Raw genomic sequence first — 26,114 nt, forward strand, 5'->3', positions numbered from 1 at the left:
TCCTGAGTCGAGTTTATGCCTCAGCGGCGAAGGGAAACCTTCGCCGCTTTTTTTTCCAGCAATCGGCCCCATAATCCTCTTCTGATACCTATTTTACGTAACTAATAGTTGTCACTACGCCCTGCTTGTAAGATCATGTGCCGTTATACGTTGTTTACGCTTTGAGGAACCCGTGATGAGTGAGGCAGAAGCCCGCCCGACTAACTTTATCCGTCAGATCATTGATGAAGATCTGGCTACCGGTAAGCACACCACCGTTCACACCCGCTTCCCGCCGGAGCCGAACGGTTATCTGCACATTGGCCATGCGAAATCCATCTGCCTGAACTTCGGCATCGCCCAGGATTATCAGGGCCAATGCAACCTGCGTTTCGATGACACCAACCCGGTGAAAGAAGATATCGAATACGTGGAGTCGATTAAAAACGACGTGCAGTGGTTAGGTTTCCACTGGTCCGGGGACGTTTGCTACTCGTCTGATTACTTTGATCAGCTGCATCAGTATGCGGTTGAGCTGATCAACAAAGGCCTGGCCTACGTTGATGAACTCTCTCCTGATGAGATCCGCGAATACCGCGGCACCCTGAAAGCGCCGGGTAAAAACAGCCCGTATCGCGACCGCAGCGTGGAAGAAAACCTGGCGCTGTTCGAAAAAATGCGCAGCGGCGGCTTCGAAGAGGGCAAGGCCTGCCTGCGCGCGAAGATCGATATGGCGTCGCCGTTCATCGTGATGCGCGATCCGGTGCTGTACCGCATTAAGTTCGCTGAGCATCATCAGACCGGCAACAAGTGGTGCATCTACCCGATGTACGACTTCACCCACTGCATCAGCGATGCGCTGGAAGGCATTACCCACTCGCTGTGTACCCTGGAGTTCCAGGACAACCGTCGTCTGTACGACTGGGTGCTGGACAACATCAGCATCCCGGTGCACCCGCGCCAGTACGAATTCTCGCGCCTGAATCTCGAATACACCGTGATGTCCAAGCGTAAGCTGAACCAGCTGGTGACTGAGAAGCACGTGGAGGGCTGGGACGATCCGCGGATGCCGACCATCTCCGGTCTGCGTCGTCGCGGCTACACCGCCGAATCCATCCGCGAATTCTGCAAGCGTATTGGCGTGACCAAGCAGGACAACACCATTGAGATGGCGTCGCTGGAGTCCTGCATTCGCGAAGATCTCAACGAAAACGCGCCGCGCGCGATGGCGGTGATCGATCCGGTGAAACTGGTTATCGAGAACTATCCGCAGGGCGAAAGCGAAATGGTGGCGATGCCGAACCATCCGAACAAGCCGGAGATGGGCAGCCGCGAAGTGCCGTTCAGCGCGGAAATCTGGATCGACCGCGCGGACTTCCGTGAAGAAGCCAACAAGCAGTACAAGCGTCTGGTGCTGGGCAAAGAAGTACGTCTGCGCAACGCCTACGTCATCAAAGCGGAACGCGTGGAGAAAGATGCCGAAGGCAATATCACTACTATCTTCTGCACCTACGATGCCGACACCCTGAGCAAAGATCCGGCTGACGGCCGCAAGGTCAAAGGCGTGATCCACTGGGTGAGCGCGGCGCATGCGCTGCCGGTAGAGATCCGTCTCTACGATCGCCTGTTCAGCGTACCAAACCCGGGCGCAGCGGAGGATTTCCTCGCGGTGATCAATCCGGAATCGCTGGTGATCAAACAGGGTTACGCGGAGCCGAGCCTGGCGCAGGCGGAAGCCGGTAAAGCTTACCAGTTTGAGCGTGAAGGTTACTTCTGCCTCGACAGCCGCTATGCAACCGCAACCAGTTTGGTGTTTAACCGCACCGTCGGTCTGCGCGATACCTGGGCGAAAGCGGGCGAATAACATTTTCCCTACCGTCAAAGCGCCGCACTCTGCGGCGCTTTTTTTTGTTTCAGAATCAGCCAATTACTCTTTTTATTTTCGCGAAGCGAATTAATTCTGTTTCGCTCCGGAAATAAATAACGCTTCTGATGTTTCCTGTCTCATATAAAAAACCAATGTAATCGCTTTCAGTCTTCGCATTTTTCCCTGATTTAGCAATGACTTCCATGACAAAATCATCAGAGATAAGACTGTAACAAAACGACATAAATTATGTGCGCTTTGTCATAATCTTAAGCTTTGCCTCACGAAAAACATTGATAATTCGCGTCACGAAAAATAGTCTATCTACAGTGGTTTCGCGGCCTTTTTCGCCGCCCCACATTTTGCAGTTTTATTTATTTTTTAGCGAATGACCTCTGGTCTTCGCCTTTTAAAACGTCAAAGAGGATATGCACATGCGTACGTTTAGTGGCAAACGTAGTACGCTGGCGCTGGCTATTGCCGCCGTCACCGCGATGTCGGGCTGGGTTGTGATTCCGCAGGCCAGCGCAGCAGGCTTTATCGATGATTCTACTTTAACCGGCGGTATCTATTACTGGCAGCGTGAGCGTGACCGTAAAGATGTGACCGACGGCGACAAATACAAAACCAACCTTTCCCACTCCACCTGGAACGCCAACCTGGACTTCCAGTCCGGCTATGCCGCCGATATGTTTGGCCTTGATATTGCGGCGTTTACCGCGATTGAAATGGCGGAGAACGGCGACAGCGGCCACCCGAACGAAATCGCCTTCTCGTCGCGCAACAAAGCCTATGACGAAGACTACTCCGGCGATAAGAGCGGCATCAGCCTGTATAAAGCCGCCGCGAAATTCAAATACGGTCCGGCGTGGGCGCGCGCGGGCTACATCCAGCCAACCGGTCAGACCCTGCTGGCGCCGCACTGGAGCTTCATGCCGGGGACCTATCAGGGGGCGGAAGCCGGGGCCAACTTCGACTATGGCACCGCGGGCGCGTTAAGTTTCTCCTACATGTGGACGAACGAGTATAAAGCGCCATGGCATATCGAAATGGATGATTTCTACCAGAACGATAAGAAGACCAAAGTTGATTATCTTCACTCCATCGGCGCCAAATATGATTTCAAAAACGACCTGGTGCTGGAGGCGGCATTTGGTCAGGCTCAGGGCTATATCGATCAGTACTTTGCTAAAGCCAGCTACAAATTTGACGTCGCCGGCGCGCCGTTGAGCACCAGCTACCAGTTCTACGGCACTCGCGATAAGGTCAGCAACGGCGGGGTCAACGACATCTATGACGGCACCGCATGGCTGCAGGCGTTAACCTTTGGCTATAAACTAGCGGATGTGCTGGATCTGCGTCTGGAAGGGACCTGGGTGAAGGCCGATGGCCAGCAGGGCTACTTCCTGCAGCGTATGACCCCGACCTACGCCTCCTCCAACGGTCGTCTCGATATCTGGTGGGATAACCGTTCCGACTTCAATGCCAACGGTGAAAAAGCGGTCTTCTTCGGCGCGATGTATGACATGAAAAACTGGGATATGCCGGGCTGGGCGTTTGGCGCGTCTTATGTGTACGCCTGGGATGCGAAGCCTGGCAGAATGGCTTCTCCGGATGCGTACTATGACCCTGACTATCGCCTGAAAGAGTCGGCCTATAGCCTCGATGCCATGTATACCGTGCAGGAAGGCCGGGCGAAGGGCACGCTGTTTAAACTGCACTTTACCCAGTACGACAACCATTCCGATATTCCGAGCTGGAGCGGCGGCTACGGCAACATCTTCCAGGATGAGCGCGACGTGAAGTTCATGGTTATCGCCCCGTTCACCATTTTCTAATGCCTGCGCGGCGGGCATGAGCCTGCCGCACCTCTGGGAGAACGACAATGAAAAAAATGCTGCTTATTGCCATGATGGCATCGGCTCTGGTGGCCTGCACCACGTCCCCGGCTCCGAAAGAAGACACCAAACTGAAAGATGCCTATAGTGCCTGTATTAATACGGCGGAAGGCAATCCGGACAAGATTGAAGCCTGCCAGAGCGTACTGAATGTCCTGAAAGAGGATAAACAGCACCAGCAGTTTGCTAACCAGGAGAGCGTCCGGGTGCTGGATTATCAGCAGTGTATCCAGGCTACCCGCACCGGCAACGATCAGGCGGTAAAAGCGCGCTGCGACCAGATCTGGAAGGAGATCCGCAGCAATAATTCGACCCATTAAGCCAGACGGCAGCGGCAAACGGGCGGAGCATATCTCCGCCCGTTTGCTTTTTTAGCGCTGACTCTCCGCCGGCTGATAGCCGCGACTCAGGCGCACAAACAGCAGCGCGGTGGCAATGAACCCGCACAGCGCAGCGCACATTAGCCACCATCCCGGCGCGCTTTTATCGCCGGTAAGCTCGACCAGGGCAGTGGAGATAGCCGGCGTCAGGCCGCCGAAAATGGCGGTGGCGAGGCTGAAGGCCAACGAAAAGCCCACGGTGCGGACATAAACCGGCATCACTTCGGTGAGGGCCGCCACCATCGCGCCGTTATACATGCCAAAGAAGAACGAAAACCACAGCAGGACCAGCGTCATACGGGTGAAATCCGGCGCGGCGGTAAGCCAGTGCATCACCGGCCAGGTGGTGAGCAGCGCCAGCACGGTAATTCCCATCAGCACCGGGCGACGACCGATCCGGTCAGAGATGGCTCCGCCAATCGGTAACCAGATGAAGTTGGAGATGCCCACCAGCATGGTTACCAGCAGACTGTCGCGGGCGCTGAGGTGCAGCACCGCTCTGCCGTAGGTTGGCGTATAGACGGTAATAAAGTAAAACGTGGTGGTGGTCATCGCCACCAGCAGGGTCCCCGCGGTAATAATGCGCCAGTTCCTGGCGATGGTGGTCAGGATCTCTTTGGTATCCGGGCGATGTTTACGCTGCAGGAATTCCTCGGTTTCCTGCAGTGAGCGGCGCAGCACGAAAATCAGCGGAATGATCAGGCAGCCAATAAAGAAGGGGATGCGCCAGCCCCAGGCGGCGATCTCCTCATGTTCCAGCGTGGCGTTCAGCGCATAGCCGATCAGCGCCGCCATGATGATAGCCACCTGCTGGCTGGCGGACTGCCAGCTGGTATAGAAGCCTTTATTGCCCGGTGTGGCGATTTCAGAGAGATAGACCGACACTCCGCCAAGCTCGACGCCCGCCGAGAACCCCTGCAGCAGACGGCCCACTAACACGAGGATCGGCGCCAGCACACCGATAGTCTGATAGCCAGGGACCAGGGCGATGAGTAGCGTCCCACAGCCCATGATCGCCAGGGTAACCATCAGCCCTTTGCGGCGACCGATTCTGTCGATATAGGCGCCGAGCACCACCGCGCCGATGGGTCGCATCAGGAAGCCCGAACCAAATACCGCAAAGGTGAGCATCAGCGCCGCGAACTCGCTCTCCGCCGGAAAGAAGGTGCGGGCGATATAGGTGGCATAAAAGCCAAACAGGAAGAAGTCGAACTGTTCGAGAAAATTACCGCTGGTCACGCGGAGGATAGCGCCGACGGTGCCGGCGCGGGTGGGTTGTTGGGTCATAGGGGGTGCTCTCCATTGTCTTTATCTTGTTGTTATCGGGTGCAGAGGGGGTAGGTCAGTCGCCGGCGACGCCCACCTGTTTTCCGCGGCGTTTCTCAATCGCCCACTTGAGTAACGCCGCACAGCGATAAAATCCGTGGGCAAATTTTCCATACGGCAGGGTTAAGAACAGGGCCATCACCACCCCGAGGTGGATGGCGAGCAGGATGCCCATCCACGAGGTATCCCGCCCCGCCAACAGCGCCAGGCCAGTGAAGCTGGTCAGCAGCAGCAGCAGAATAAATCCGCGATCCATCGGCTTCTGCCGCGCGTCGCCGTGCAGCGGCGAGCGGCGCAGGTTCAGCCACAGCAGGCCCGCCGGGCCGACCAGCAGGCCGATGCCGCCGAGGGTGCCGAGCAGCACCGGCAGGCTGAAGAACGGGTAGGGGGCTTCCCGGGCGGCGATATAGTGATAGCCCGTGGCCACCACGGTGGCGGCGAAGCAGAGCATAAAACCGTAGAAGGTGCAGTGGTGGAATCGGCGGCGCAGCAGGGTGAAGGCGTCATCGGCTTCGTTGCAGCCTTTCCCGTGCCCGCCGTCGAGATATTTCAGCGTCAGCGCATCATGGGATGCCTTTGCGATATCAATCGGTTGCGGCTGGCCAGGGGAGATCTCGCGCCAGAAGCGGATCACCCCGGTCATCAGTAAGCCAATCGCCAGCACAAAGACCGAGCCAAACATCCACGCCAGCAGGTTATGGGGGAATATCTGGTAGAAGTCGCCTGCCAGCGGCGGATGAAGCAGCGAGCCTTTGAGCCCCATCGCCAGCAGCAGAAAGATAATCAGGCCGCCGACCAGCGCCAGCACGGTGGTCATGCCGGCCCGGCGGTACAGGCTGCCAAAGGCGGCGGGCTGGGCGTAGTGTTGATAGGTCTCGAGCCGGACTTCGGCCATCGCCTTCGGCACGTTAATGGCAAACTCGTGCGGTGGCGCGTACTGGCAGGCGTGCAGGCAAGCGCCGCAGTTATGGCACAGGTTAGCCAGATAGTTGATATCCGCCTTGCCAAAGGCCAGGCGCTGGGTCATCGCCGGGAAGACGGCGCAAAACCCTTCGCAGTAGCGGCAGGCGTTACACACCTGCATCACCCGTTCGACTTCCGCTTCCGGTTCGGTGATGATCTGCGCGTCAATGATCAGCTTTTCAAGCGACTTCATGGTGTTTCTCCTGCTGCGCCGCCCGGGCGGCTTGCTGGCCGGCGATACGGCCGAAGGTGGTGCCGATCGACATCCCAACGCCGGCGGTGTAGCCCTTGCCCAGCACGTTGCCAGCCATCATTTCCCCGGCGACGAAGAGATTACGGCTGGGGTGACCGGCGAAATGGACGGCGGCGGTGTCGTCGACGTATAGCCCGAGGTAGGTGAAGGTGATCCCCGGACGCAGGGCGTAGCCGTAGTAAGGCGGCGTATCGATGGGGCGCGCCCAGTGAGTTTTCGCCGGCGTGAGGCCAGAGGTCGCGCAGTTATCCAGGCGGGTGTGATCGAACTGGCCCGGCGCGCAGGCGGCATTATAGTCGGCGATGGTTTGCGCTAAACGTTCGCCGTCAAGCCCCAGCTGGCGGGCCAGTTCCGCGATGGTATTGGCCTGAGCGCCGGGAAAGACCGGGGGCATAAAGTGGCCGATGGCTTTGCTGTCGATGATCGAGTAGCCGATCTGGCCGGGCTGGTGGGCGACCAGTCGGCCCCAGATGGCGTAGCGTTTAGGCCAGAAATCTTCCCCTTCATCATAAAAGCGCACGGCATCGCGGTTGACCACCACCCCCAGCGAAACGCAGTCGACGCGGGTGCAGATCCCGCCGTCATAGAGCGGCGCCCGGGCGTCAATGGCGACGCAGTGGGACTGAGAAGGATCGCCGATGATATCGGCCCCGGCGTCGATCATAAACTTGAGCAGCACCCCCTGGTTGAAGCGCGTGCCGCGGATGAGAAAGTTATCGGCGGGCCATTCGCCGCGGTCATTTTGCCCCCAGGCCTCGCGCAGCCACTCGCGGTTGGATTCAAATCCGCCGGCGGCGAGAACGCAGCTTTTCGCGACAATCCGTTCCTCGCCCGCCAGCGCGGCGACAAATTCACCGTTGCGCAGCTCCAGGGCCTGCACCGGCGTGTTGTAGCGGATCTGCACCCCCATCTGCTCTGCGCTGCGGTAATAGGCATTGACCAGCGCTTTGCCGCCGCCCATAAAAAAGGCGTTGGTGCGGGCCACGTGCAGGGCGCCGGAGAGCGGCGGCTGAAAGTTAACCCCGTGCTGGCGCATCCAGTCCCGGCACTGGGATGAGGTGCGGATCACCAGCCGGGCCAGCGCTTCGTTGGTGTTCCCTTCGGTGACGCGCAGCAGATCCTGCCAGTACTCCTCTTCCGGGTAGCTGTCGACCAGCACGTCCTGTGGCGCATCGTGCATACAGCGCAGGTTACGCGTGTGCTGCGAGTTGCCGCCTCGCCACTCCCGCGGCGCCGCCTCCAGCAGCAGCACCGAGGCGCCGGCTTCCCGGGCGGTTAAGGCGGCGCATAGCGCGGCATTGCCGCCGCCAATGACCAGTACATCCACCATTATCGGTTTCCTTGTAATTTAATTAATTGTTAAATTTGTAATGGGAATGTAGGCGGGAACGGCGGCAGGGCGCTATGGCGTAGCGCTAAAGAGGGGTTTAGTTAACGTAAAGGGTAGCACCTGGCCAGCGATCGGACTCCACCAGCTGGCGCATGACTTTGCTCAGTATTACCCTTGCCGCAAGGCCTGCCGGGGTGAGCTCATCATCCGACAGGCTGACCAGAAAGTTGGGACGGCTGAGGACCGGATTAGCGATGCCGATCACCCTCAGCGCCTGATGGTCGAGATGGGAAATGGCGGCCCCGGGCTGCAGGGTAGCGCCCAGCCCGCTGCGCACGGCCTGCATCAGCAGGGCCAGACCGTCAATGTCCGCCACCACCTCAACGCTGAGGTTGTGCTGCTGGCAAACCGCCTCCAGCCTGCCGCGCAGGCCGTGGCCCTGGCTTGGCATAATCAGCGGCAGGGTGGTGAGCTGGTCAGGGGAAACAGGGTCATCCGGCAGCGAGGCCAACAGCGCATGGGTGCCAATCAGGAACAGGCGCTCTTCGAGCACCGGTCTGGCGCTCCAGCGCAGGATCTTCTCCTGCTGGAAGACGATGGCTAAATCCAGCTGGCGGGTGTTGATCATCCGCTCCAGATTCCCGGAGAGGCTTTCCACCAGGTGCAGGCGGACGTCGGGGTAGCTCTCGCGCATCGCGTTGATGAACGGAACGCCAAGAACGGAGGCGGTACTGGGGGCCATGCCGACGCTGACGTGGCCCGACAGCCGCGCTTCGCGGGCGGCGAGGATGGCATCATCGGCATGACGCAGCGCCAGCTGCGCCTGTGAGTAGAAAGCGAGGCCCGCGCTGGTGGGCGTCACGCCGCGGGAGGTCCGCTGCAGGAGGCGAATGGCCAGCTCATTTTCCAGACGCGCGATCTGCTGGCTGAGCGCCGAGACGCCGATATTCAGATCGAGCGCGGCGCGGCCCATGCCGCCGGTTTCAACAATGCGCGTAAAATAGCGTAGCTGGCGAAGTTCCATATCAACTCTCCGGACAAAGCGGGGACTCGCGAGGGGCGCCGCCGGGACGTGAGCGGGAAGCGCGGCAGAAGCGCCCATAAAAAAGCCAACCGGCAGGTTGGCTTTTCAGAGCAGGCGAAGCGGGGAATTACTTTTCCACCGCGTCGTGGGCGTGTTCGTCCTCGCGGCAATCACCTTCCGCACAGTGACCGTACAGATACAGACTGTGGTTGGTCAGGCGGATGCCGTGACGGGACGCGATTTCACGCTGGCGTGCTTCGATAGAGTCATCACTGAATTCGATCACTTTGCCGCAGTCGAGGCAGATCAAGTGATCGTGGTGATGCTGCTGGGTCAGTTCGAAAACGGATTTACCGCCTTCAAAATTATGACGAGTCACGATACCGGCGTCATCAAACTGGTTGAGGACGCGGTAAACGGTCGCCAGACCAATCTCTTCGCCCATGTCGATCAGGCGTTTATATAAGTCTTCCGCACTGACATGATGGTTATCCGGTTCCTGCAGCACTTCAAGGATTTTCAGTCGAGGAAGTGTGACTTTCAGGCCAGCCTTCTTTAATGCGGTATTGTTGTCAGTCATGCGGAATCTGTCCTGTTGCTAAACGATCTACTTCCTTCAACGGAAGTCATACAGAAATTAACCCGACGTAATGCGTCTCATTATAGAACTGCCACTGGTAAATGAAAACTGCAAGTATCGGGCCTGGTTTGCTGTCAAAAACGAGGCACCAGCTACAAACTGCGTCACGTGCCTCGTAGAATCAGAGGACATTGTACAGATATGTGATTAAAAGTTAAAAACTTGTAGCTATTAGTTTGATTGCTTTTGTCTATTAATGCGACGCAACTCAATGATTGCGCCGCTTAATCATCAGGCGTTTTTGATTTCTTCGAGGTGCAGCTCTTCGGCCACCTGCTTCACCCACTTCTCAACGCGCTCGTTGGTCAGCTCCGGCTGGCGGTCTTCATCAATGGCGAGGCCGACGAAGTGGTCGTCATCCGCCAGGCCTTTAGAGGCCTCGAAGTGATAGCCGGCAGTCGGCCAGTGGCCAACGATGGTCGCGCCGCGTGGCTCAATGATGTCGCGGATGGTGCCCAGCGCATCGCAGAAGTACTCTGCGTAGTCTTCCTGGTCGCCGCAGCCGAACAGCGCCACCAGTTTGCCGTTAAAGTCGATCTCTTCCAGCGTCGGGAAGAAGTCGTCCCAGTCACACTGCGCTTCACCGTAGTACCAGGTCGGGATGCCGAGCAGCAGGATGTCGTGGGCTTCCAGATCTTCTTTGCTGCTTTTGGCAATGTCGTGAACATCAGCAACATCTTTACCAAGCTGCTTTTGAATCATTTTTGCAATATTTTCGGTGTTGCCGGTGTCGCTGCCAAAAAAGATGCCGATGATTGCCATGAGTAAAATAACCTCTTGAAACTTAAATGATGTGGTAGGGACGCGATGCCCACAGATAACGGCAATCATAGCAGAACAGGCAAGGGCGCGGAAACAGCAATCACGCCCGACTGCACACTCTGCTACATGAATGCGGATTTTTCGCGGAAAGTTAGAGTTTTCCCTGGCTGCGCAGGGCGGTTAATTGCGTCATCAGCATCTCTTCAATGAGATCGCTACGGCTCATATTACGCGCTTCCGCCAGTTCGTTAAGCGCATCGACCGCGTCGGCGTTGAGCTTTAGCTCCACGCGCTTCAGCCCGCGCACTTTATCGCGTTTCAGCTGATTACGTTTGTTGATGCGCAGTTGTTCATCGCGCGACAGCGGATTGGTTTTCGGTCTTCCCGGGCGACGCTCGTTTGCGAACAAATCTAATGTCGTACGGTCCGTTTGTTCTTTTGCCATGATTCTGAGTGACTTCGGGGAAACAAGCTGCCGGGCTCTAGCCGGCGCAGATAGCGCGCCATCATACATCAGGCGAACGGCTGCGCCAACGACCGCGGGCATTCTGCAGCGCGGTCGGGCATATTTTAGCCAATCAGGCGGCTATGCTCGTCAGATAGCGGCGGATCGCGCGCAACACCGCCTCGGGTTTCTCGGCATGAACCCAGTGGCCGGCGCCGGCAATGACGTGGGCCCGAGCCTGCGGGAACTGGGCCAGCAGCGCGTCGCGGTAGGCGTCGGTCACATAGGGGGAGTTGCCGCCGGGAATAAACTGCGTTGGGTGCGGCCAGGCCGGGATGGTTTCCCAGCCGACGATATGCGGGTACTGGTCCCACAGCACCGGGACGTTGAAGCGCCAGTCGCCGTCGACGAAAGATTTCAGCAGGAACTGAATCACGCCCTCTTCCTGCAGATGCTCGCGCATCACCTGCGCCGCCTGCTGGCGAGTGCTGGCGGCGGATTCGCTGACGGCGCGAATAGCGGCGAAGATCTCATCATGGCGGCGAACGTGATAATCCACCGGCGCGATATCAATAGCCACCAGACCGCTGATGCGCTCCGGGGCCAGGGCGGTCAACGCCATCACCGCTTTGCCGCCCATCGAATGGCCGATAAAGGTGGCCCGTTCAATCTGATGTGCATCGAGCGTGTCGAGCAGATCCTGCGCCATCGCGGGGTAGGTCATCTCTGGCGACCGCGGCGACAAACCGTGGTTGCGCATATCGACCTGCAGAATATCGTGGTCGGCGATCAGGTCGCGGGCGAGGATGCCCAGGTTGTCCAGGCTGCCAAACAGACCGTGGACCAGCACGATCGGGGAGTGGTTGTGCGGATTCTGTGCAGATTGCGCTCGGCTATTTAATTTCATGGCAAAGTTCTTTTTTTCGCTGCGTCGGGTTAGGGTATTATGTTGGACATTCTGCCATCCGGCTGCAAGACCCAGAAGTTATCTGAGTTTTACCGCCATCCTGGTTTGACGCTATCCGCGGTTGGGATTTGTACTTATAATCCCAACGATTTGTATTCAGAAAAGATATCGCACTGGATTAAGATGAAAACAATTGAAGTTGATGATGAACTCTACCGCTATATTGCCAGCCACACTCTGCATATCGGCGAGAGCGCATCCGACATTTTACGGCGTATGCTGAAATTTTCCGCCGTTTCCCAACCGGCTACACCGGTCAGCAAAGCCGCGCCGACGCTGGCGCCCACGCCTGCCGCTGAGGTGAAACCCGCTAACCCGGTGAAAGATAAAGTCCGCGCCATGCGCGAGATGCTGCTATCTGATGAATACGCCGAGCAGAAGCGCGCGGTGAACCGTTTTATGCTGGTGTTGACCACCCTCTATTCCCTGGACAGTAAAGCATTTGCCGAGGCCACTGAGTCTCTGCACGGCCGCACGCGCGTTTACTTCGCGGAAGATGCGCGTACGCTGCTGAAAAGCGGTAATCAGACCAAACCGAAACAGGTTCCTGGTACACCGTGGTGGGTGATCACCAATACCAATACCGGCCGTAAATGCAGCATGATTGAGCACATCATGCAGTCGATGCAGTTCCCTGCGGAGCTGATTGAAAAGGTTTGCGGCACGATCTAGCTTTTTAACATTTGCACCAGAAGGATCAGGCAATGGCAATCGATAAACGTGCGGGGCAGCCTGCGCAACAGAGTGATTTGATTAACGTCGCCCAACTGACTGCTCAGTACTACGTGCTGAAGCCTGAAGTCGGTAATGCGGAGCATGCGGTCAAATTCGGCACCTCCGGCCATCGCGGCAGCGCGGCGCGTCACAACTTCAACGAACCGCATATCCTGGCCATCGCCCAGGCTATTGCGGAAGATCGTGCGAAGAACGGGATCACCGGTCCGTGCTATGTCGGTAAAGATACCCACGCCCTGTCCGAGCCGGCGTTTATTTCGGTGCTGGAAGTGTTAACCGCCAACGGCGTTGACGTTATCGTTCAGGAAAACAACGGCTTCACCCCGACGCCGGCGGTCTCCAACGCGATTCTGGTGCATAACAAAAAAGGCGGTCCGCTGGCGGACGGCATTGTGATCACCCCGTCACACAACCCGCCGGAAGATGGCGGTATCAAGTACAACCCGCCAAACGGCGGTCCGGCTGATACCAACGTCACCAAAGTGGTGGAAAACCGTGCCAACGAACTGCTGGCCGCTGGCCTGCAGGGTGTGAAACGCATTTCTCTGGACGCGGCGCTGGCTTCCGGCCACGTCAAAGAGCAGGATCTGGTGCAGCCGTTCATTGAAGGCCTGGCGGACATCGTCGACATGGCGGCGATCCAGAAAGCGGGCCTGACGCTGGGCGTCGATCCGCTGGGCGGTTCCGGTATCGAATACTGGAAGCGCATTGGCGAGCACTACAAGCTCAATCTGACCATTGTGAACGACCAGGTGGACCAGACCTTCCGCTTTATGCACCTCGATAAAGACGGCGCCATCCGCATGGACTGCTCCTCGGAATGTGCGATGGCGGGCCTGCTGGCGCTGCGCGATAAGTTCGATCTGGCATTTGCCAATGACCCGGATTACGACCGTCACGGGATTGTCACCCCTGCCGGGCTGATGAATCCGAACCACTACCTGGCGGTGGCGATTAACTACCTGTTCCAGCATCGTCCGCAGTGGGGCAAAGAGGTGGCGGTCGGTAAAACCCTGGTCTCCTCGGCGATGATTGACCGCGTGGTGAACGATCTGGGCCGCAAGCTGGTGGAAGTGCCGGTGGGCTTTAAGTGGTTCGTTGACGGCCTGTTCGACGGCAGCTTCGGCTTCGGCGGCGAAGAGAGCGCCGGGGCCTCCTTCCTGCGCTTCGACGGCACGCCGTGGTCCACCGATAAAGACGGCATCATCATGTGCCTGCTGGCGGCGGAAATCACCGCAGTGACCGGGAAAAACCCGCAGGAGCACTATAACGAGCTGGCGGAACGCTTCGGCGCGCCGAGCTACAACCGTCTGCAGGCTTCCGCGACCTCCGCGCAGAAAGCGGCGCTGTCTAAGCTGTCGCCGGAAATGGTCAGCGCTGACACCCTGGCGGGGGATCCGATCACCGCTCGTCTGACCGCGGCGCCGGGCAACGGGGCGGCGATTGGCGGCCTGAAAGTGATGACCGACAACGGCTGGTTTGCGGCACGCCCGTCAGGCACCGAAGACGCCTACAAGATCTACTGCGAAAGCTTCCTCGGCGAAGAACATCGCAAGCTGATTGAAAAAGAAGCGGTAGAGATTGTCAGTGAAGTGCTGAAGAACGCTTAACGGCGCACGATCATCAGGCCCCTTGCGGGCCTGATTTTTTTCGCAAGGATAGCGATGAAAATACAACGGAAGTCCCTGTTTTTGTTCTGGGCGTGGATGGATCTCTTTTTCGTCCTGCAATTCTTATGGTGGAATATTGCCCACCGCCGACTCCCTTTTTACGACGACCTGCTGGCTTATCTCCAGCTGCTGCACACCTGGGGCTCTGCGGCGGTCTGGCTCTATCCGCTAAATGTGCTGCTGATTATCAGCATCCCGTTGTCGATGATCCTCTTTTTCCGTCAGAGCCGCTATGGGCTGTGGCTGGCCTGGGGGCAGGCGCCGCTCAGGCTGGTGTTTATGCAGCCTTCGCTTTCTTTGGGTCTGTGGCTGATTCAGGCCGCCGGCGTCAGGCATTTAGCGATCCTGGCAGGCTTCCTGCTGCTCTCTGAAGGGCTGAAGATCACCAGCCTCTGGTACTGCAGAGGCGGGGCTCAGGGCATAAAGCGATAGCCAATCCCGGTTTCGGTCAGCAGATGCTGAGGGCGCGCCGGATCGGCCTCCAGCTTTTGCCGCAGGTGACCCATATAGATCCGCAGATAATGGCTGTGCTCCACGGCGTTAGGGCCCCACACTTGATTCAGCAGCTGGCGCTGGGTAAGCACTTTGCCGGGATTATTCAATAGCGCCGCCAGCAGGCGAAACTCGATGGGCGTCAGGTGGATCTCTTCGCTGCCGCGCAGGATGCGGCGGGCGGGGATATTGACCTCCAGGTCGGCGAAGCGCACCACCGGCTCGTCGGCCTGCGCCGCGCCGTGGCGACGCAGCGCGACGCGCAGGCGGGCCTGCAGCTCGCCGATGCCAAAGGGTTTACTTAAGTAGTCATCGGCGCCGGCATCCAGGGCGGCAATTTTGTCATGCTCTTCGCTACGCGCTGACAGGACGATAATCGGCATCTGACTCCACTGGCGCAGGTCGCGAATAAAATCAATGCCATCACCATCCGGCAGGCCGAGATCGAGGATCGCGAGGTCGGGCTTACGGGTGGCGGCTTCGATCAGCCCGCGCTGCAGGGTTTCCGCTTCAAATACGCGCATGCCGTCGGCTTCCAGCGCGGTGCGCAGAAAGCGACGGATAGCGTGTTCGTCTTCGATAATCAGAACGTTAATCACAATTCCTCAGATAGCTCTTCCAGTTCAGGGGGCGTTTCTCCCGGCAGTGTAACACGGAATGAGGCGCCGCCCTCTGGCCGGTTGCTGGCAGAGATGGTCCCGCCGTGGACGTCGACGATGGCCTGACAGATGGCAAGGCCCAGCCCGACGCCGGGGATCGCCGATTCTTTGTTGCCGCGGGCGAATTTATCAAAGATAGCCTGTTCCTGGCCCGCCGGGATCCCTGGACCATTATCCCATACTTCCAGCGACAGCTGCCGGGCGTCCGCTTCGGCGCGAATACCGATGTCCGCCCGGGCGCCGGCATACTTATGGGCATTCTCCAGCAGATTAATCAGCACCCGCTCGAACAGCGGCCCGTCAACATGCACCAGCTGCAGCGGATCGGGTAAATCCAGTTGAACGTGCTGGCCGCCGAGGCTCGGTTCGAGCATGCGCAGCGCGCTGCCGACCACCTCCTCCAGCGTCAGCCACTCCTTGTGCAGATTAAAGCCGCCGGACTGGATCCGCGCCATATCCAGCAGGTTGTTCACCAGCCGGGTGGTGTTGAGCACATGCTGGCGGATTTCGTTGGCCTGCGGGGCATGCTTCGAGCCCTCGCTGGCCAGATCGAGGGTCAGGATTTCCGCCTGGCCAAACAGCACGGTCAGCGGGGTACGCAGATCGTGCGACAGGGCGGCGAGCAGCGAGTTACGCAGGCTTTCGCGCTCGCTGGTCAGTCGGGCCTGCTCTTCGCTGGCGGTCAGGGTGAGACGCTCCAGGGCGCTGGCCACCAACAGGGTGAAGGTCTCCAGCAGCCGCTGTTGCTCCGGGATCATCAGCTGACGCAGATTCGCCGGCTCCACCACCAGCAGGCCCCAGGTGCGGGCGGCGCTCTTCAGGGGCAGGATCTGATACGGCACGCCGGGCAGGGTATCGGTGCCGGCGCCGGCGGGTTGACCCTTATCAAAGCTCCAGCGGGCGATGGCATCATCCCACGGCGTCAGCCCGGGCTGGTGGGTTAAGGGCAGCAGTTTCCCCTGGGCGTCCGGGAGCAGCAGCTGGCTGCGGGCCTGAAAGGTGGAGGCGATAAACCGCTCGCTGGTGGTGGCGATATCCTGCTGGCTACGACCCACCGCCAGCGCTTTGGACATCTCATACAGATGGCGGGTACGCCGCTCGCGGTAGCGCGCCACCCGCGCCTGGTAGCGCACGCCGGCGGTGAGGTTACCGATAAGCAGGCCCACGGTGAGCATCACGCCGAAGGTGAGCAGATACTGGACATCGGACACCGCCAGCGTGCCGCGCGGGGCGACAAAAAAGAGATCGAAGCTGATAACGTTGATCACCGTCGCCAGGACCGACGGCCAGCGGCCGTAGAGCAGGGCGATGATCACCACTCCTAACAGATAGAGCATCACCAGGTTGGCGGCTTCGAAGGCCATCAGCCACTGCATGGCCACCAGGGTAATGATGGCGCACAGCGCCACCGCCACCGCGCAGCCCTGCAGCTGCAGGCGCCATTTCTCCAGCGCCGGACGACTGTCGCTGGCGCGCGCCTGAAAGGGGAAGGGTTTTTCATCCAGGGCGATGACCACCAGATCGAGGTCCGGCGCGTGGCGAGCCAGACGGTCGGCAAAACCGCTACGATCCCACCAGCGGCGCTTGCTCTGGCGGCCGATGACAATTTTCCCAAGGTTGTGTTCGCGGGCGTAATGGAGAACCGCTTTCTCTTCTGACGGGTCGGAGAGGGTGGCGGTTTCGGCGCCCAGCTCCTGGGCCAGACGCAGCGCGGCGAGGATGGCCCGTCGCCGGGCTTCCGGTAGCTGGTGCAGGGAAGGGGTCTCGACATACACCGCATGCCAGACGCTGCCCAGACGGGCGGCGAGCCGTGCGGCGGTACGCACCAGCTTTTCGCTGCCGGTGTTGTGCCCGATACAGAGCAGGATCGCGTCGCGGGTGTGCCAGACTTTCTCCTGGCCCTGGCGGTCGCGCCAGGCGCGCATCTGCTCATCGACGCGATCGGCGGTGCGGCGCAGGGCCAGTTCACGCAGCGCAATCAGGTTCCCTTTGCGGAAAAAGTTCTCGATAGCGCGCTCGGCCTGGCCACCGATATAGACTTTGCCCTCATTGAGCCGCTGGCGCAGATCGTCAGGGGGCAGATCCACCAGCACCACGTCGTCCGCGGCGTCAAAGAAGGGATCGGGGACGGTCTCTCGCACCTGCACGCCGGTGATCCCGCTGACGACGTCATTCAGACTTTCCAGATGCTGGACGTTAACGGTGGTGAAGACGTCAATCCCGGCCTCCAGCAGTTCGTCCACATCCTGCCAGCGCTTTGGATGGCGGGAGCCGGGGGCATTACTGTGCGCCAGCTCATCCACCAGAATCAGCGCCGGACGGCGGGCGAGGGCGGCGTCGAGATCGAACTCATACACGTAGCGCCCGCGGTGGGCGAGCCGCCGCGGCGGCAGGGTGCTCAGGCCCTGCAGCATCGCGGCGGTCTCTTTCCGGCCGTGGGTCTCCGCCACGCCAATCAGAATATCCAACCCCTGCGCCCGGAGCCGCTGCGCTTCCGCCAGCATCGCCCAGGTTTTCCCCACCCCGGCGCAGGCGCCGAAGAACACTTTTAGTTTGCCGCGATGCGGGGCGGCGGTGTGCTGCAGCAGGCGGTCAGGGTCCGGACGCAGCGGCTCGTCACTCATTTACTTATCCTTCAGGGCATCCAGCGCCATATTGAGTTGCAGTATATTGACCACCGGCTGGCCAAGGAAGCTCAGCAGCGGCTTTTGTGTGGCCTGGTTAACCAGCGCGGTCACCTGGTCGACGCTCAGCTGGCGCGCTTTGGCCACCCGCGGCGCCTGCCACAGCGCGGCGGCCGGGGTCAGGTTGTTATCGAGACCGCTCGCCGAGGTGGTGACCAGTTCGACCGGCACACGCGGGTCGGCATCCGGGTTTGCGGCGCGCAGGGCCTGCACCCGCTCGCTCACCGCCTTATCCAGCGCCGGGTTGCTGGCGGCGAGGTTGCTGCCGCCAGAGGCCATCGGGTTATCCGCTGTCTCCGCGGTGGCTGACGGGCGACCCTGGAAATAGCCTGCGGCGGTAAAGTTCTGGCCAATCAGCGCCGAGCCGCGCACCTCGCCGTTCATGCGGATCAGCGAGCCGTTGGCCTGTGAGTTAAACCACCACTGCCCCAGGCTGGTGGTCAGCAGAGGATAAACGCCGCCGGTGAGCAGGGTTAACAGAATAAATAGCACAAGTGCTGGACGAATCAATGACATAGTTTGTTCCTCACACCAGACCGCTCAGGGTCAGCAGCAGGTCGATGGCTTTAATACCGATAAAAGGCACCAGCAGACCGCCGAGGCCGTAGATCCACAGATTGCGGCGCAGCATCGCCGAGGCGGAGAGCGGGCGATAGCTCACCCCTTTCAGGGCCAGCGGGATCAGGAAGACGATGATCAGCGCGTTGAAGATAACGGCGCTGAGGATCGCCGACGATGGCGAATGCAGGCCCATCACGTTCAGCATGGCCAGCTGGGGATAGACCGCGGCAAACGCCGCCGGAATAATGGCGAAATATTTCGCCACGTCGTTGGCAATACTGAAGGTGGTCAGCGAGCCGCGCGTCATCAGCATCTGTTTGCCGATATGGACCACCTCAATCAGCTTGGTGGGGTTGGAATCCAGGTCGACCATGTTGCCCGCCTCTTTCGCCGCCTGGGTGCCTGAGTTCATGGCTACCGCCACGTCGGCCTGCGCCAGCGCGGGCGCGTCGTTGGTGCCGTCGCCGGTCATCGCCACCAGCCGACCTTCCGACTGATACTGGCGGATCAGCGCCAGCTTGGCTTCCGGCGTCGCTTCGGCGAGGAAATCGTCGACGCCGGCCTCGGCGGCGATCGCCGCGGCGGTCAGGCGGTTATCACCGGTGATCATTACCGTTTTAATGCCCATTTTGCGCAGCTGGGCGAAACGTTCTTTTATGCCGCCTTTGACGATATCTTTGAGTGAAATAATCCCCAGCACCTTTTCCCCTTCGGCGACCACCAGCGGCGTGGCCCCCTGGCGGGCGACCTCTTCCACCTGCTTCTCGACATCGGCAGGGAAGTGGCCACCGTTGGCCTCTACGTGGCGGCGAATGGCGTCCACCGACCCTTTGCGGATCATGCGCTGATCGATATTGATGCCGCTCATCCGCGTTTGCGCGGTAAAGGGGACAAAGGTGGCGTGCAGCGACTGCAGATCGCGTTCGCGCAGGTTAAAACGCTGTTTCGCCAGCACCACGATGCTGCGTCCTTCAGGGGTTTCGTCCGCCAGCGAGGAGAGCTGGGCGGCATCGGCGAGGGTTCGCTCTTCCACACCGCGCGCCGGCAGGAAAGCGGAGGCCTGGCGGTTGCCGAGCGTAATGGTCCCGGTTTTATCCAGCAACAGCACATCAACGTCGCCTGCCGCTTCCACCGCGCGGCCGCTGGTGGCGATCACGTTGGCGCCCAGCATACGGCTCATCCCGGCGACGCCGATGGCCGACAGCAGACCGCCGATGGTGGTCGGGATCAGGCACACCAGCAGCGCCACCAGTACGGTGACGCTGACCGCATTGCCGCTCCACGCCGAGAATGGCCAGATGGTGGCGGTGGCCAGCAGGAACACCAGCGTCAGGGCGATCAGCAGGATCGTCAGGGCGATTTCGTTCGGCGTTTTACGGCGCTGGGCGCCTTCCACCATGGCGATCATCCGGTCGAGGAAGGTTTCTCCCGGGTTAACGCTGCAACGGATCACCAGCCAGTCGGAGAGGATGCGCGTCCCGCCGGTCACCGAGGCGAAATCACCGCCGGATTCGCGGATCACCGGAGCAGACTCGCCGGTAATGGCGCTTTCATCCACCGAGGCGCCGCCTTCGATGACTTCACCATCGCAGGGGATAATATCCCCGGCTTCCACCAGCACCACGTCGCCTTTGCGCAGGTCTTCCGCCGGCACGTGGTCGACCGTCGCGTCATGCTGCGGGGCGCGCAGCTTACGGGCGAAGGCCGTTTTTTTCACCCCTTTCAGGCTATTGGCCTGGGCTTTGCTGCGGCCTTCCGCCATCGCTTCGGCAAAGTTGGCGAACAGCACGGTAAACCATAGCCAGATACTGATGGCGGCGGTAAAAGTGGCGCTGCCGGTCAGGGCGCCGCCAGCCATGGCGATGGCCAGCAGAGTGGTTAACAGGCTGCCCACCCAGACGATAAACATCACCGGATTGCGCCACTGCACCATCGGGCTGAGTTTTTTCACGGCATCCAGCAGCGCCTGGCGCACCAGCGTCGGCTCCAGCAGGGCTAATTGTTTGCGACTCATAACAGGGTGCTCCGCATCGCTCAAAGTAAGGAAAAGTGTTCGGCCAGCGGGCCAAGCGCCAGCGCAGGAATAAAGGTCAGGGCGCCAACCAGCAGCACGGTGCCGATCAGCAGACCGATAAACAGGGCGTCGTGGGTGGCCAGGGTGCCGGGGCTGGCCGGTTGAATTTTCTTCGCCACCAGCGAGCCGGCGATAGCCATCACCGGAATGATGACGGCGAAGCGTCCAGCCAGCATGCAGAACGCCAGCAGCAGGTTCCAGAATGGCGTCGCCGCGCCCAGGCCGGCGAAGGCGCTGCCGTTGTTATTGGCCGCCGAAGTGACGGCGTACAGCACTTCGCTAAAGCCGTGCGGTCCGGGGTTGAACATCCCGGCGCGGCCGGCCTCGGTCATCATCGCCAGCGCCGTGCCGAGCAGCACCAGCGTCGGGGTGACCAGAATGGCCAGGGCGATCATTTTCATTTCCCGGACATCGATTTTCTTTCCGAGGTACTCCGGGGTGCGGCCGACCATCAGGCCGGCGATAAACACCGCCAGCATAACGAACAGCAGCATGCCATAGAGACCCGAGCCGACGCCGCCGAACACCACTTCGCCAATCTGCATCAGCCACATCGGCACCATCCCGCCCAGCGCGGTGAAGGAGTCATGCATGGCGTTGACCGCGCCGCAGGAGGCGGCGGTGGTGATCACCGCGAACAGACTGCTGGCGAGAATACCGAAGCGGCTCTCTTTACCTTCCATATTCAGGCTGCTGTCGGCGCCCAGCGTCATCAGGTGCGGGTTGCCGCGGGTTTCCGCCCACATCACCACGGCGACGCAGAGGATAAAGATCAGCGTCATCGCCCACAGGATGGCGCGCCCCTGGCGGCGATCGCTCACCACCTCGCCGAAGGCGAAGCACAGCGCCGCCGGGATCAGGAAGATGGCCAGCATCTGCACGAGATTGGTCAGCGCCGTCGGGTTTTCAAACGGATGGGCGGAGTTGGCGTTAAAGAAACCGCCGCCGTTGGTGCCCAGCAGCTTAATCGCTTCCTGTGAGGCGACGGGCCCCATCGGCAGCAGCTGGTGCGCCCCTTCGAGGGTGGTAAAGGGCTGGTAGGCCTGCAGGTTCTGCGGCACGCCCTGCTGAATAAAGAACAGGGCCACCAGCAGAGAGAGCGGCAGCAGCAGCCACAGGGTAATGCGCGTCAGGTCGACCCAGGCATTGCCGAGGGTGGACATTTTCTGCCGGGCGAAGGCGCGGGTCAGGGCGAAGACCACGGCGATGCCGGTAGCGGCGGAGAGGAAATTCTGCACCGTCAGCCCCACCATCTGGCTGAGATAGCTCATGGTGCTTTCGCCGGCGTAGGCCTGCCAGTTCGTATTGCTGACAAAGCTGACCGCGGTGTTGAGCGCCAGATCCCACGTCAGCCCCGGCAGGTGCTGCGGGTTAAACGGCAGCACGCCCTGCAGCATCAGCAGGGCAAACAGCGCCAGGCCGCCGAGGGCGTTGAACAGCAGGAGCGCCAGCAAATACTGCAGCCAGCCCATCTCTTCGGCGCGGATCCCGGCCACGCGCCACAGGACGCGCTCGATCCCGGCCAGGCCGGGAAGCGGGATGTCATTCACCATTCTTGCCAGACACATCCCCAGCGGGCGCGCCAGCACCAGCAATACCAGCAGATAGCTGGCTAATAATAAAAATCCCTGGGCAGCCATCAGAATGCCTCCGCATGTATCAAGGCATAAACCAGATAAGCCAGTAACAGGAACACCAGCCCAACGCCAGTGAGTACGCCTGCAGTCACAATCCACCTCCGGGTGTGTTTTTGATTTACCAGGAGAATAGAAATTACGGCGCAAAGATTTCGCAAAAATCCGCGGGCGCGGTGTAAAAAAAGTATAAAAATGACAAAGGCATAAATTAACTAATGGTTAGTATTAATTTAACTTTTTTGTAACTAATTTACGTGGAGAATGTAAATTAAGTATAAATACGTGCTTTTTAGTGGTCGGATGAGTAGTAAAATTACAACCAGAGCGGTATTATTTTGCTCAGACAAACATGATTAATTTTCCGGCGCTGCTTGCCGGCCTGACAAAGGGGAGAGAAATGATGGCGTTGTACAAAGCTTATCCTGCTCATATTATTTTGCTGCGTCGTGCTTTCGCCGTCGTGGCTGGCGTCGCGGCGCTGCCGGTGATGCTGTTCTGGAAGGATCGCGCCCGCTATTACAGCTGGCTGCACCGTGTATGGTCGAAAACCAGCGAGCAGCCGGTGTGGATGGCGCAGGCGGAAAAAGCCGCGCACGACTTCTACTAATTCGCCCTGCTGCGAGGAAAACCACTAACCGCCGGTTGCCCCCGGCGGTTTTTTTTCGTCGCTTGTCTACACTCGTTTTCAGGCGCCGCAGCGGAATTGGCAGGTGCTTATTTTGCCTGGGCGCGCTATTTTTGCCGGCTTAGATCATAAGATGAGTTTTGCTGACGGAGAGTGAGGAGTGATATGGCCACCCATCTGGTCTGGTTACGCACGGATTTACGCATTCACGATAACCTGGCGCTGGCCGCCGCCTGCCGCGATCCGCAGGCGCAGGTGCTGGCGCTGTATATTGCCACCCCGGGGCAGTGGCGCGAACATCACCTGGCCCCGCGGCAGGCCGCTTTTATCGCCAGCCATTTGCGCAGTCTGCACGCCGCGCTGGCGGAGCGGGGCATACCGCTGTGGGTAGAAGAGGCGGACGATTTTAGCGCCAGCGTCGAGCGGCTGGCCCATTTCTGCCAGCAGCACCAGGTCAGTCACCTGTTCTACAACTATCAGTACGAATTCAATGAACGCCAGCGCGATGCCGCCGTTGAGAGCTCCTTGAGCGAAGTGATTTGCCAGGGATTTGACGACAGCGTCCTGTTGCCGCCCGGCAGCGTACTGACCGGCGGCGGCGAAATGTATAAAGTCTTCACCCCGTTTAAGAACGCGTTTATTCGACGGCTGCGGGAAGGATTGCCGGCGTGCGTGGCCGCGCCAAAGCCGCGCCAGGCGCCCGCTCGCCTGGCGCCGCCGGTGCCGGAGCTTAACTATCCGCAAACGCCGTTCGATGGGCTGCTGTTTGCCGCGGATGAAAAAACGGCGCTGGCGCGGCTGCGCGCGTTTTGTCAGCAACCGGCGGCGGATTATGAGGGGCAGCGCGACTTCCCGGCCGTGGAAGGGACCAGTCGCCTGTCGCCCTGCCTGGCCATCGGGGTGCTGTCGCCGCGCCAGTGCCTGCATCGGCTGCTGACGGAACACCCCGCCGCACTGGATGGCGGGGCAGGCGCCACCTGGCTTAATGAGCTGATCTGGCGCGAGTTTTACCGCTATCTGATGGTCTACTATCCGAAACTCTGTAAAGGTCGGCCGTTTGTCGCCTGGACCGATAAGGTCGCCTGGCGCGAAGAGGATGGCGCCCTGCAGGCCTGGCAGCGCGGGGAGACCGGCTTTCCGATTGTCGATGCCGCCATGCGCCAGCTTAACGCCACCGGCTGGATGCATAACCGGTTGCGCATGATTGTCGCCAGCTTCCTGACCAAAGATCTGCGCCTCGACTGGCGGGCAGGGGAGCGCTATTTCATGAGCCAGCTGATTGACGGCGACCTGGCGGCGAACAACGGCGGCTGGCAATGGGCGGCTTCGACGGGCACCGACGCCGCGCCCTATTTCCGCATATTTAATCCCACCACCCAGGGCGAGAAGTTTGATAAGCAGGGGGTGTTTATACGTCGCTGGCTGCCGGAGCTGGCAAAGGTGCCGGAGAAGGCGCTGCATCAGCCGTGGGTGTGGGCGGATAAACAGGGGGTGACGCTGGATTATCCGCGCCCTATAGTCGATCACAAGCAGGCGCGGCAGGAGACGCTGGCGGCCTGGGAGGCCGCCAGAAAGGGGATTATTCCACCGCCAGACGGCGGGTCCTGACCTTCAGCGAGTGATACAGCCAGATAACCAGCACTACGCCGACGCAGGCCAGCGCGCCCCAGGTGATCTGGCTGAAGACGTTGATGTAGGCGTCAATGGAATAGTTCACCGCCCCGGCGACGTCGAATGACGCCTGCGAGGTCTGGTCGGCGATAACGCCGGCCAGATAGTTGGCGATGGCCCCGGAGAGCAGCATATAGATGCCGGTCAGCACCCCGGTCACCCCCGGGATCTCAATGCGGGTGATTTGCGACATCGCGACCGGGTCGATAAACAGTTCGGCAAAACCCATCACCGCCAGCCCCAGCACCATCAGCGGCATGGACGACTGGCCATAGGCCGCCGACCAGCGGGCGCTGAGGGTCAAAATGCAGAACCCGGCGCTCATCAGGCCCAGACCGAGGGCAAATTTCCCCCAGATGCGCACGGTGCGGTTACCGCCGACGCTCTCTTTCACCAGCCACGCCAGCACCATGCCGCAGAGCATCACCGCAAAGGCATTGATCGACTGGAACATAGCGGTAGGGACTTCGTAGCTCATGATATGGCGGTTAACGAAGCGGTCAATATACAGGCTGATGGAGCTGCCGCCCTGTTGGGCGAAGGCCCAGAACAGCAGGCTGAAGGCGGTCAGGACGACGATCAGGCGCAGATCCTTGCGCTGTTTATCGGTCTCGGCACGCAGGTAGATCCGCGCCAGCACCGCGAGGCCAATGGCCGTGGCCACGATCAGGGCATACACCGACCACTCCTGCCAGAACAGCGCGGCAATCAGCAGCGGCGCGATGACCAGCAGCACCAGCAGCCAGCCCCAGTTCGGCAGCAGGAAGCGGCGGGTGCACAGCGCCTGGCGGTTCACACCGGCGGTATGCTGGAAATGACGGTTGCCGCAGAGGAAGATCACCAGTCCCGCCACCATGCCGATGGCCGCCAGGGCAAAGCCCATCGCCCAGCTATACTCCTCCTGAACGTAGCCGCAGGCGATGGGCGCGATGATCGAGCCGATATTGCCCGCGGCATACATCAGCGAGAAGCCGCCATCGCGACGCGGATCGGCGGGTTCGTACAGTTCGCCCAGCAGACAGCTGACGTTGGATTTAAACAACCCGTAGCCGCAGACGATGATCGCCAGCGACAGGTAGAGGAAGGCCGGGGCGGTTTCGCTGGCCCCGAGCACCAGATGGCCAATGGCCATCAGCAGCGCGCCGAGCATGACCGCCATCCGGTTGCCTAACAGCTTATCGGCCAGATAGCCGCCGAGGATCGGCGTCACATAGACCAGCGAACAGTAGGCGCTGAACAGGGCGTAAGCGTGGTTATCGTCATATTTGAGCTGATTGGTGAGATAGAGGATCAGCAGGGCGCGCATGCCGTAGAAGCTAAAATATTCCCAGATTTGCAGCGCCACGACGTAGTAAATCGCCCGCGGTTGCGATGATGTTGTCTTCATGAGAAGTGTGTTTCCTGGCCTAAAGCGAAAGTCGATCGTTCTGCATGAATAGCGTTTAATTAGTCATATTCATGGCTTGAGGGGC

At 59.9% G+C, this 26,114-nt stretch carries 23 protein-coding genes; 8 read left to right on the plus strand and 15 right to left on the minus strand.

Features of this window, described 5'->3' with window-relative positions; translation table 11 throughout:
• The first annotated feature begins 175 nt into the window (after positions 1-175).
• The 3 genes from glnS to chiQ all read left to right on the plus strand — a co-directional run bounded on the left by glnS (position 176) and on the right by chiQ (position 4,064).
• On the plus strand, positions 176-1,843 hold the full coding sequence (glnS, locus tag KHQ24_RS04205) for a glutamine--tRNA ligase (protein ID WP_004885933.1): 1,668 nt from the start codon (positions 176-178) through the stop codon (positions 1,841-1,843).
• Positions 1,844-2,280: 437 nt separating this feature from the next.
• The gene (chiP, locus tag KHQ24_RS04215) at positions 2,281-3,684 is read left to right on the plus strand and encodes a chitoporin ChiP (protein WP_211777132.1); all 1,404 of its coding nucleotides are present in this window, start codon (positions 2,281-2,283) and stop codon (positions 3,682-3,684) included.
• Between the two features lie 47 nt (positions 3,685-3,731).
• Positions 3,732-4,064 (plus strand): ChiQ/YbfN family lipoprotein, encoded by a 333-nt coding sequence (chiQ, locus tag KHQ24_RS04220; protein ID WP_023319976.1) that lies wholly within the window; start codon positions 3,732-3,734, stop codon positions 4,062-4,064.
• A 51-nt stretch (positions 4,065-4,115) separates the two neighbouring features.
• Here chiQ and KHQ24_RS04225 read toward each other — a convergent pair whose 3' ends face one another.
• The 8 genes from KHQ24_RS04225 to ybfF form a co-directional block, all read right to left on the minus strand.
• Complete coding sequence (locus tag KHQ24_RS04225; protein ID WP_004885943.1) at positions 4,116-5,411, minus strand: MFS transporter; 1,296 nt, start codon at positions 5,409-5,411, stop codon at positions 4,116-4,118.
• 55 nt (positions 5,412-5,466) lie between these two features.
• Positions 5,467-6,606 carry a tricarballylate utilization 4Fe-4S protein TcuB gene (gene tcuB / locus KHQ24_RS04230; RefSeq protein ID WP_211777133.1) on the minus strand — a complete coding sequence of 380 codons (1,140 nt, stop codon included), beginning with the start codon at positions 6,604-6,606 and terminating at the stop codon, positions 5,467-5,469.
• A complete protein-coding gene (gene tcuA / locus KHQ24_RS04235) occupies positions 6,593-7,996 on the minus strand; it encodes an FAD-dependent tricarballylate dehydrogenase TcuA (RefSeq protein ID WP_114464999.1) in 1,404 nt (467 codons plus the stop codon). Before tcuA ends, tcuB begins: the two co-directional genes overlap by 14 nt.
• Before the next feature lie 97 nt (positions 7,997-8,093).
• Positions 8,094-9,020, minus strand: coding sequence for a tricarballylate utilization LysR family transcriptional regulator TcuR (tcuR, locus tag KHQ24_RS04240; RefSeq protein WP_211777134.1), 927 nt, complete (start codon positions 9,018-9,020; stop codon positions 8,094-8,096).
• Between the two features lie 127 nt (positions 9,021-9,147).
• Entirely contained in the window at positions 9,148-9,600 is a 453-nt protein-coding gene (fur, locus tag KHQ24_RS04245; protein WP_004885952.1) for a ferric iron uptake transcriptional regulator, read from the minus strand.
• A gap of 291 nt (positions 9,601-9,891) precedes the next feature.
• The gene (gene fldA / locus KHQ24_RS04250) at positions 9,892-10,422 is read right to left on the minus strand and encodes a flavodoxin FldA (RefSeq protein WP_002894765.1); all 531 of its coding nucleotides are present in this window, start codon (positions 10,420-10,422) and stop codon (positions 9,892-9,894) included.
• A gap of 151 nt (positions 10,423-10,573) precedes the next feature.
• Entirely contained in the window at positions 10,574-10,867 is a 294-nt protein-coding gene (gene ybfE / locus KHQ24_RS04255; RefSeq protein WP_004885954.1) for a LexA regulated protein, read from the minus strand.
• Positions 10,868-11,000: 133 nt separating this feature from the next.
• Positions 11,001-11,774 (minus strand): esterase, encoded by a 774-nt coding sequence (gene ybfF / locus KHQ24_RS04260; protein ID WP_032455726.1) that lies wholly within the window; start codon positions 11,772-11,774, stop codon positions 11,001-11,003.
• Between the two features lie 183 nt (positions 11,775-11,957).
• Between ybfF and seqA the strand changes: the two genes are divergently transcribed.
• The 3 genes from seqA to KHQ24_RS04275 are packed head-to-tail and all read left to right on the plus strand — an operon-like array spanning position 11,958 to position 14,671.
• A complete protein-coding gene (seqA, locus tag KHQ24_RS04265) occupies positions 11,958-12,506 on the plus strand; it encodes a replication initiation negative regulator SeqA (RefSeq protein ID WP_017901421.1) in 549 nt (182 codons plus the stop codon).
• Between the two features lie 32 nt (positions 12,507-12,538).
• Positions 12,539-14,179: a phosphoglucomutase (alpha-D-glucose-1,6-bisphosphate-dependent) gene (gene pgm / locus KHQ24_RS04270; RefSeq protein WP_002894773.1), complete on the plus strand. Its 1,641-nt coding sequence runs from the start codon at positions 12,539-12,541 to the stop codon at positions 14,177-14,179.
• Positions 14,180-14,233: 54 nt separating this feature from the next.
• On the plus strand, positions 14,234-14,671 hold the full coding sequence (locus KHQ24_RS04275; RefSeq protein ID WP_004885958.1) for a hypothetical protein: 438 nt from the start codon (positions 14,234-14,236) through the stop codon (positions 14,669-14,671).
• Here KHQ24_RS04275 and kdpE read toward each other — a convergent pair.
• Genes kdpE through kdpF form a run of 6 tightly spaced genes read right to left on the minus strand, consistent with a single transcriptional unit; the run spans position 14,653 to position 22,438 of the window.
• Complete coding sequence (gene kdpE / locus KHQ24_RS04280) at positions 14,653-15,330, minus strand: two-component system response regulator KdpE (RefSeq protein WP_002894776.1); 678 nt, start codon at positions 15,328-15,330, stop codon at positions 14,653-14,655. The two genes, KHQ24_RS04275 and kdpE, sit on opposite strands and share 19 nt — an antisense overlap.
• Positions 15,327-18,014 carry a two-component system sensor histidine kinase KdpD gene (gene kdpD, locus KHQ24_RS04285; protein ID WP_065878947.1) on the minus strand — a complete coding sequence of 896 codons (2,688 nt, stop codon included), beginning with the start codon at positions 18,012-18,014 and terminating at the stop codon, positions 15,327-15,329. The genes kdpE and kdpD overlap by 4 nt, the downstream gene beginning before the upstream one ends.
• A complete protein-coding gene (kdpC, locus tag KHQ24_RS04290; RefSeq protein WP_004885963.1) occupies positions 18,015-18,590 on the minus strand; it encodes a potassium-transporting ATPase subunit KdpC in 576 nt (191 codons plus the stop codon).
• 10 nt (positions 18,591-18,600) lie between these two features.
• Entirely contained in the window at positions 18,601-20,649 is a 2,049-nt protein-coding gene (gene kdpB / locus KHQ24_RS04295) for a potassium-transporting ATPase subunit KdpB (protein WP_004885966.1), read from the minus strand.
• Between the two features lie 20 nt (positions 20,650-20,669).
• Positions 20,670-22,349, minus strand: coding sequence for a potassium-transporting ATPase subunit KdpA (gene kdpA / locus KHQ24_RS04300; RefSeq protein WP_004885967.1), 1,680 nt, complete (start codon positions 22,347-22,349; stop codon positions 20,670-20,672).
• Positions 22,349-22,438 carry a K(+)-transporting ATPase subunit F gene (gene kdpF, locus KHQ24_RS24490; RefSeq protein ID WP_020323459.1) on the minus strand — a complete coding sequence of 30 codons (90 nt, stop codon included), beginning with the start codon at positions 22,436-22,438 and terminating at the stop codon, positions 22,349-22,351. Before kdpF ends, kdpA begins: the two co-directional genes overlap by 1 nt.
• Positions 22,439-22,743: 305 nt before the next feature.
• Between kdpF and KHQ24_RS04310 the strand changes: the two genes are divergently transcribed.
• The gene (locus tag KHQ24_RS04310; protein ID WP_004142243.1) at positions 22,744-22,953 is read left to right on the plus strand and encodes a DUF2517 family protein; all 210 of its coding nucleotides are present in this window, start codon (positions 22,744-22,746) and stop codon (positions 22,951-22,953) included.
• Positions 22,954-23,136: 183 nt separating this feature from the next.
• A complete protein-coding gene (phrB, locus tag KHQ24_RS04315; RefSeq protein ID WP_211777135.1) occupies positions 23,137-24,579 on the plus strand; it encodes a deoxyribodipyrimidine photo-lyase in 1,443 nt (480 codons plus the stop codon).
• Here the strand turns inward: phrB and dtpD are convergent.
• Entirely contained in the window at positions 24,551-26,029 is a 1,479-nt protein-coding gene (gene dtpD / locus KHQ24_RS04320) for a dipeptide permease DtpD (protein ID WP_064178079.1), read from the minus strand. The genes phrB and dtpD overlap by 29 nt on opposite strands.
• Positions 26,030-26,114: the final 85 nt, after the last annotated feature.

This window comes from Klebsiella sp. 54 (assembly GCF_018223875.1).
Classification (GTDB): domain Bacteria; phylum Pseudomonadota; class Gammaproteobacteria; order Enterobacterales; family Enterobacteriaceae; genus Klebsiella; species Klebsiella quasipneumoniae.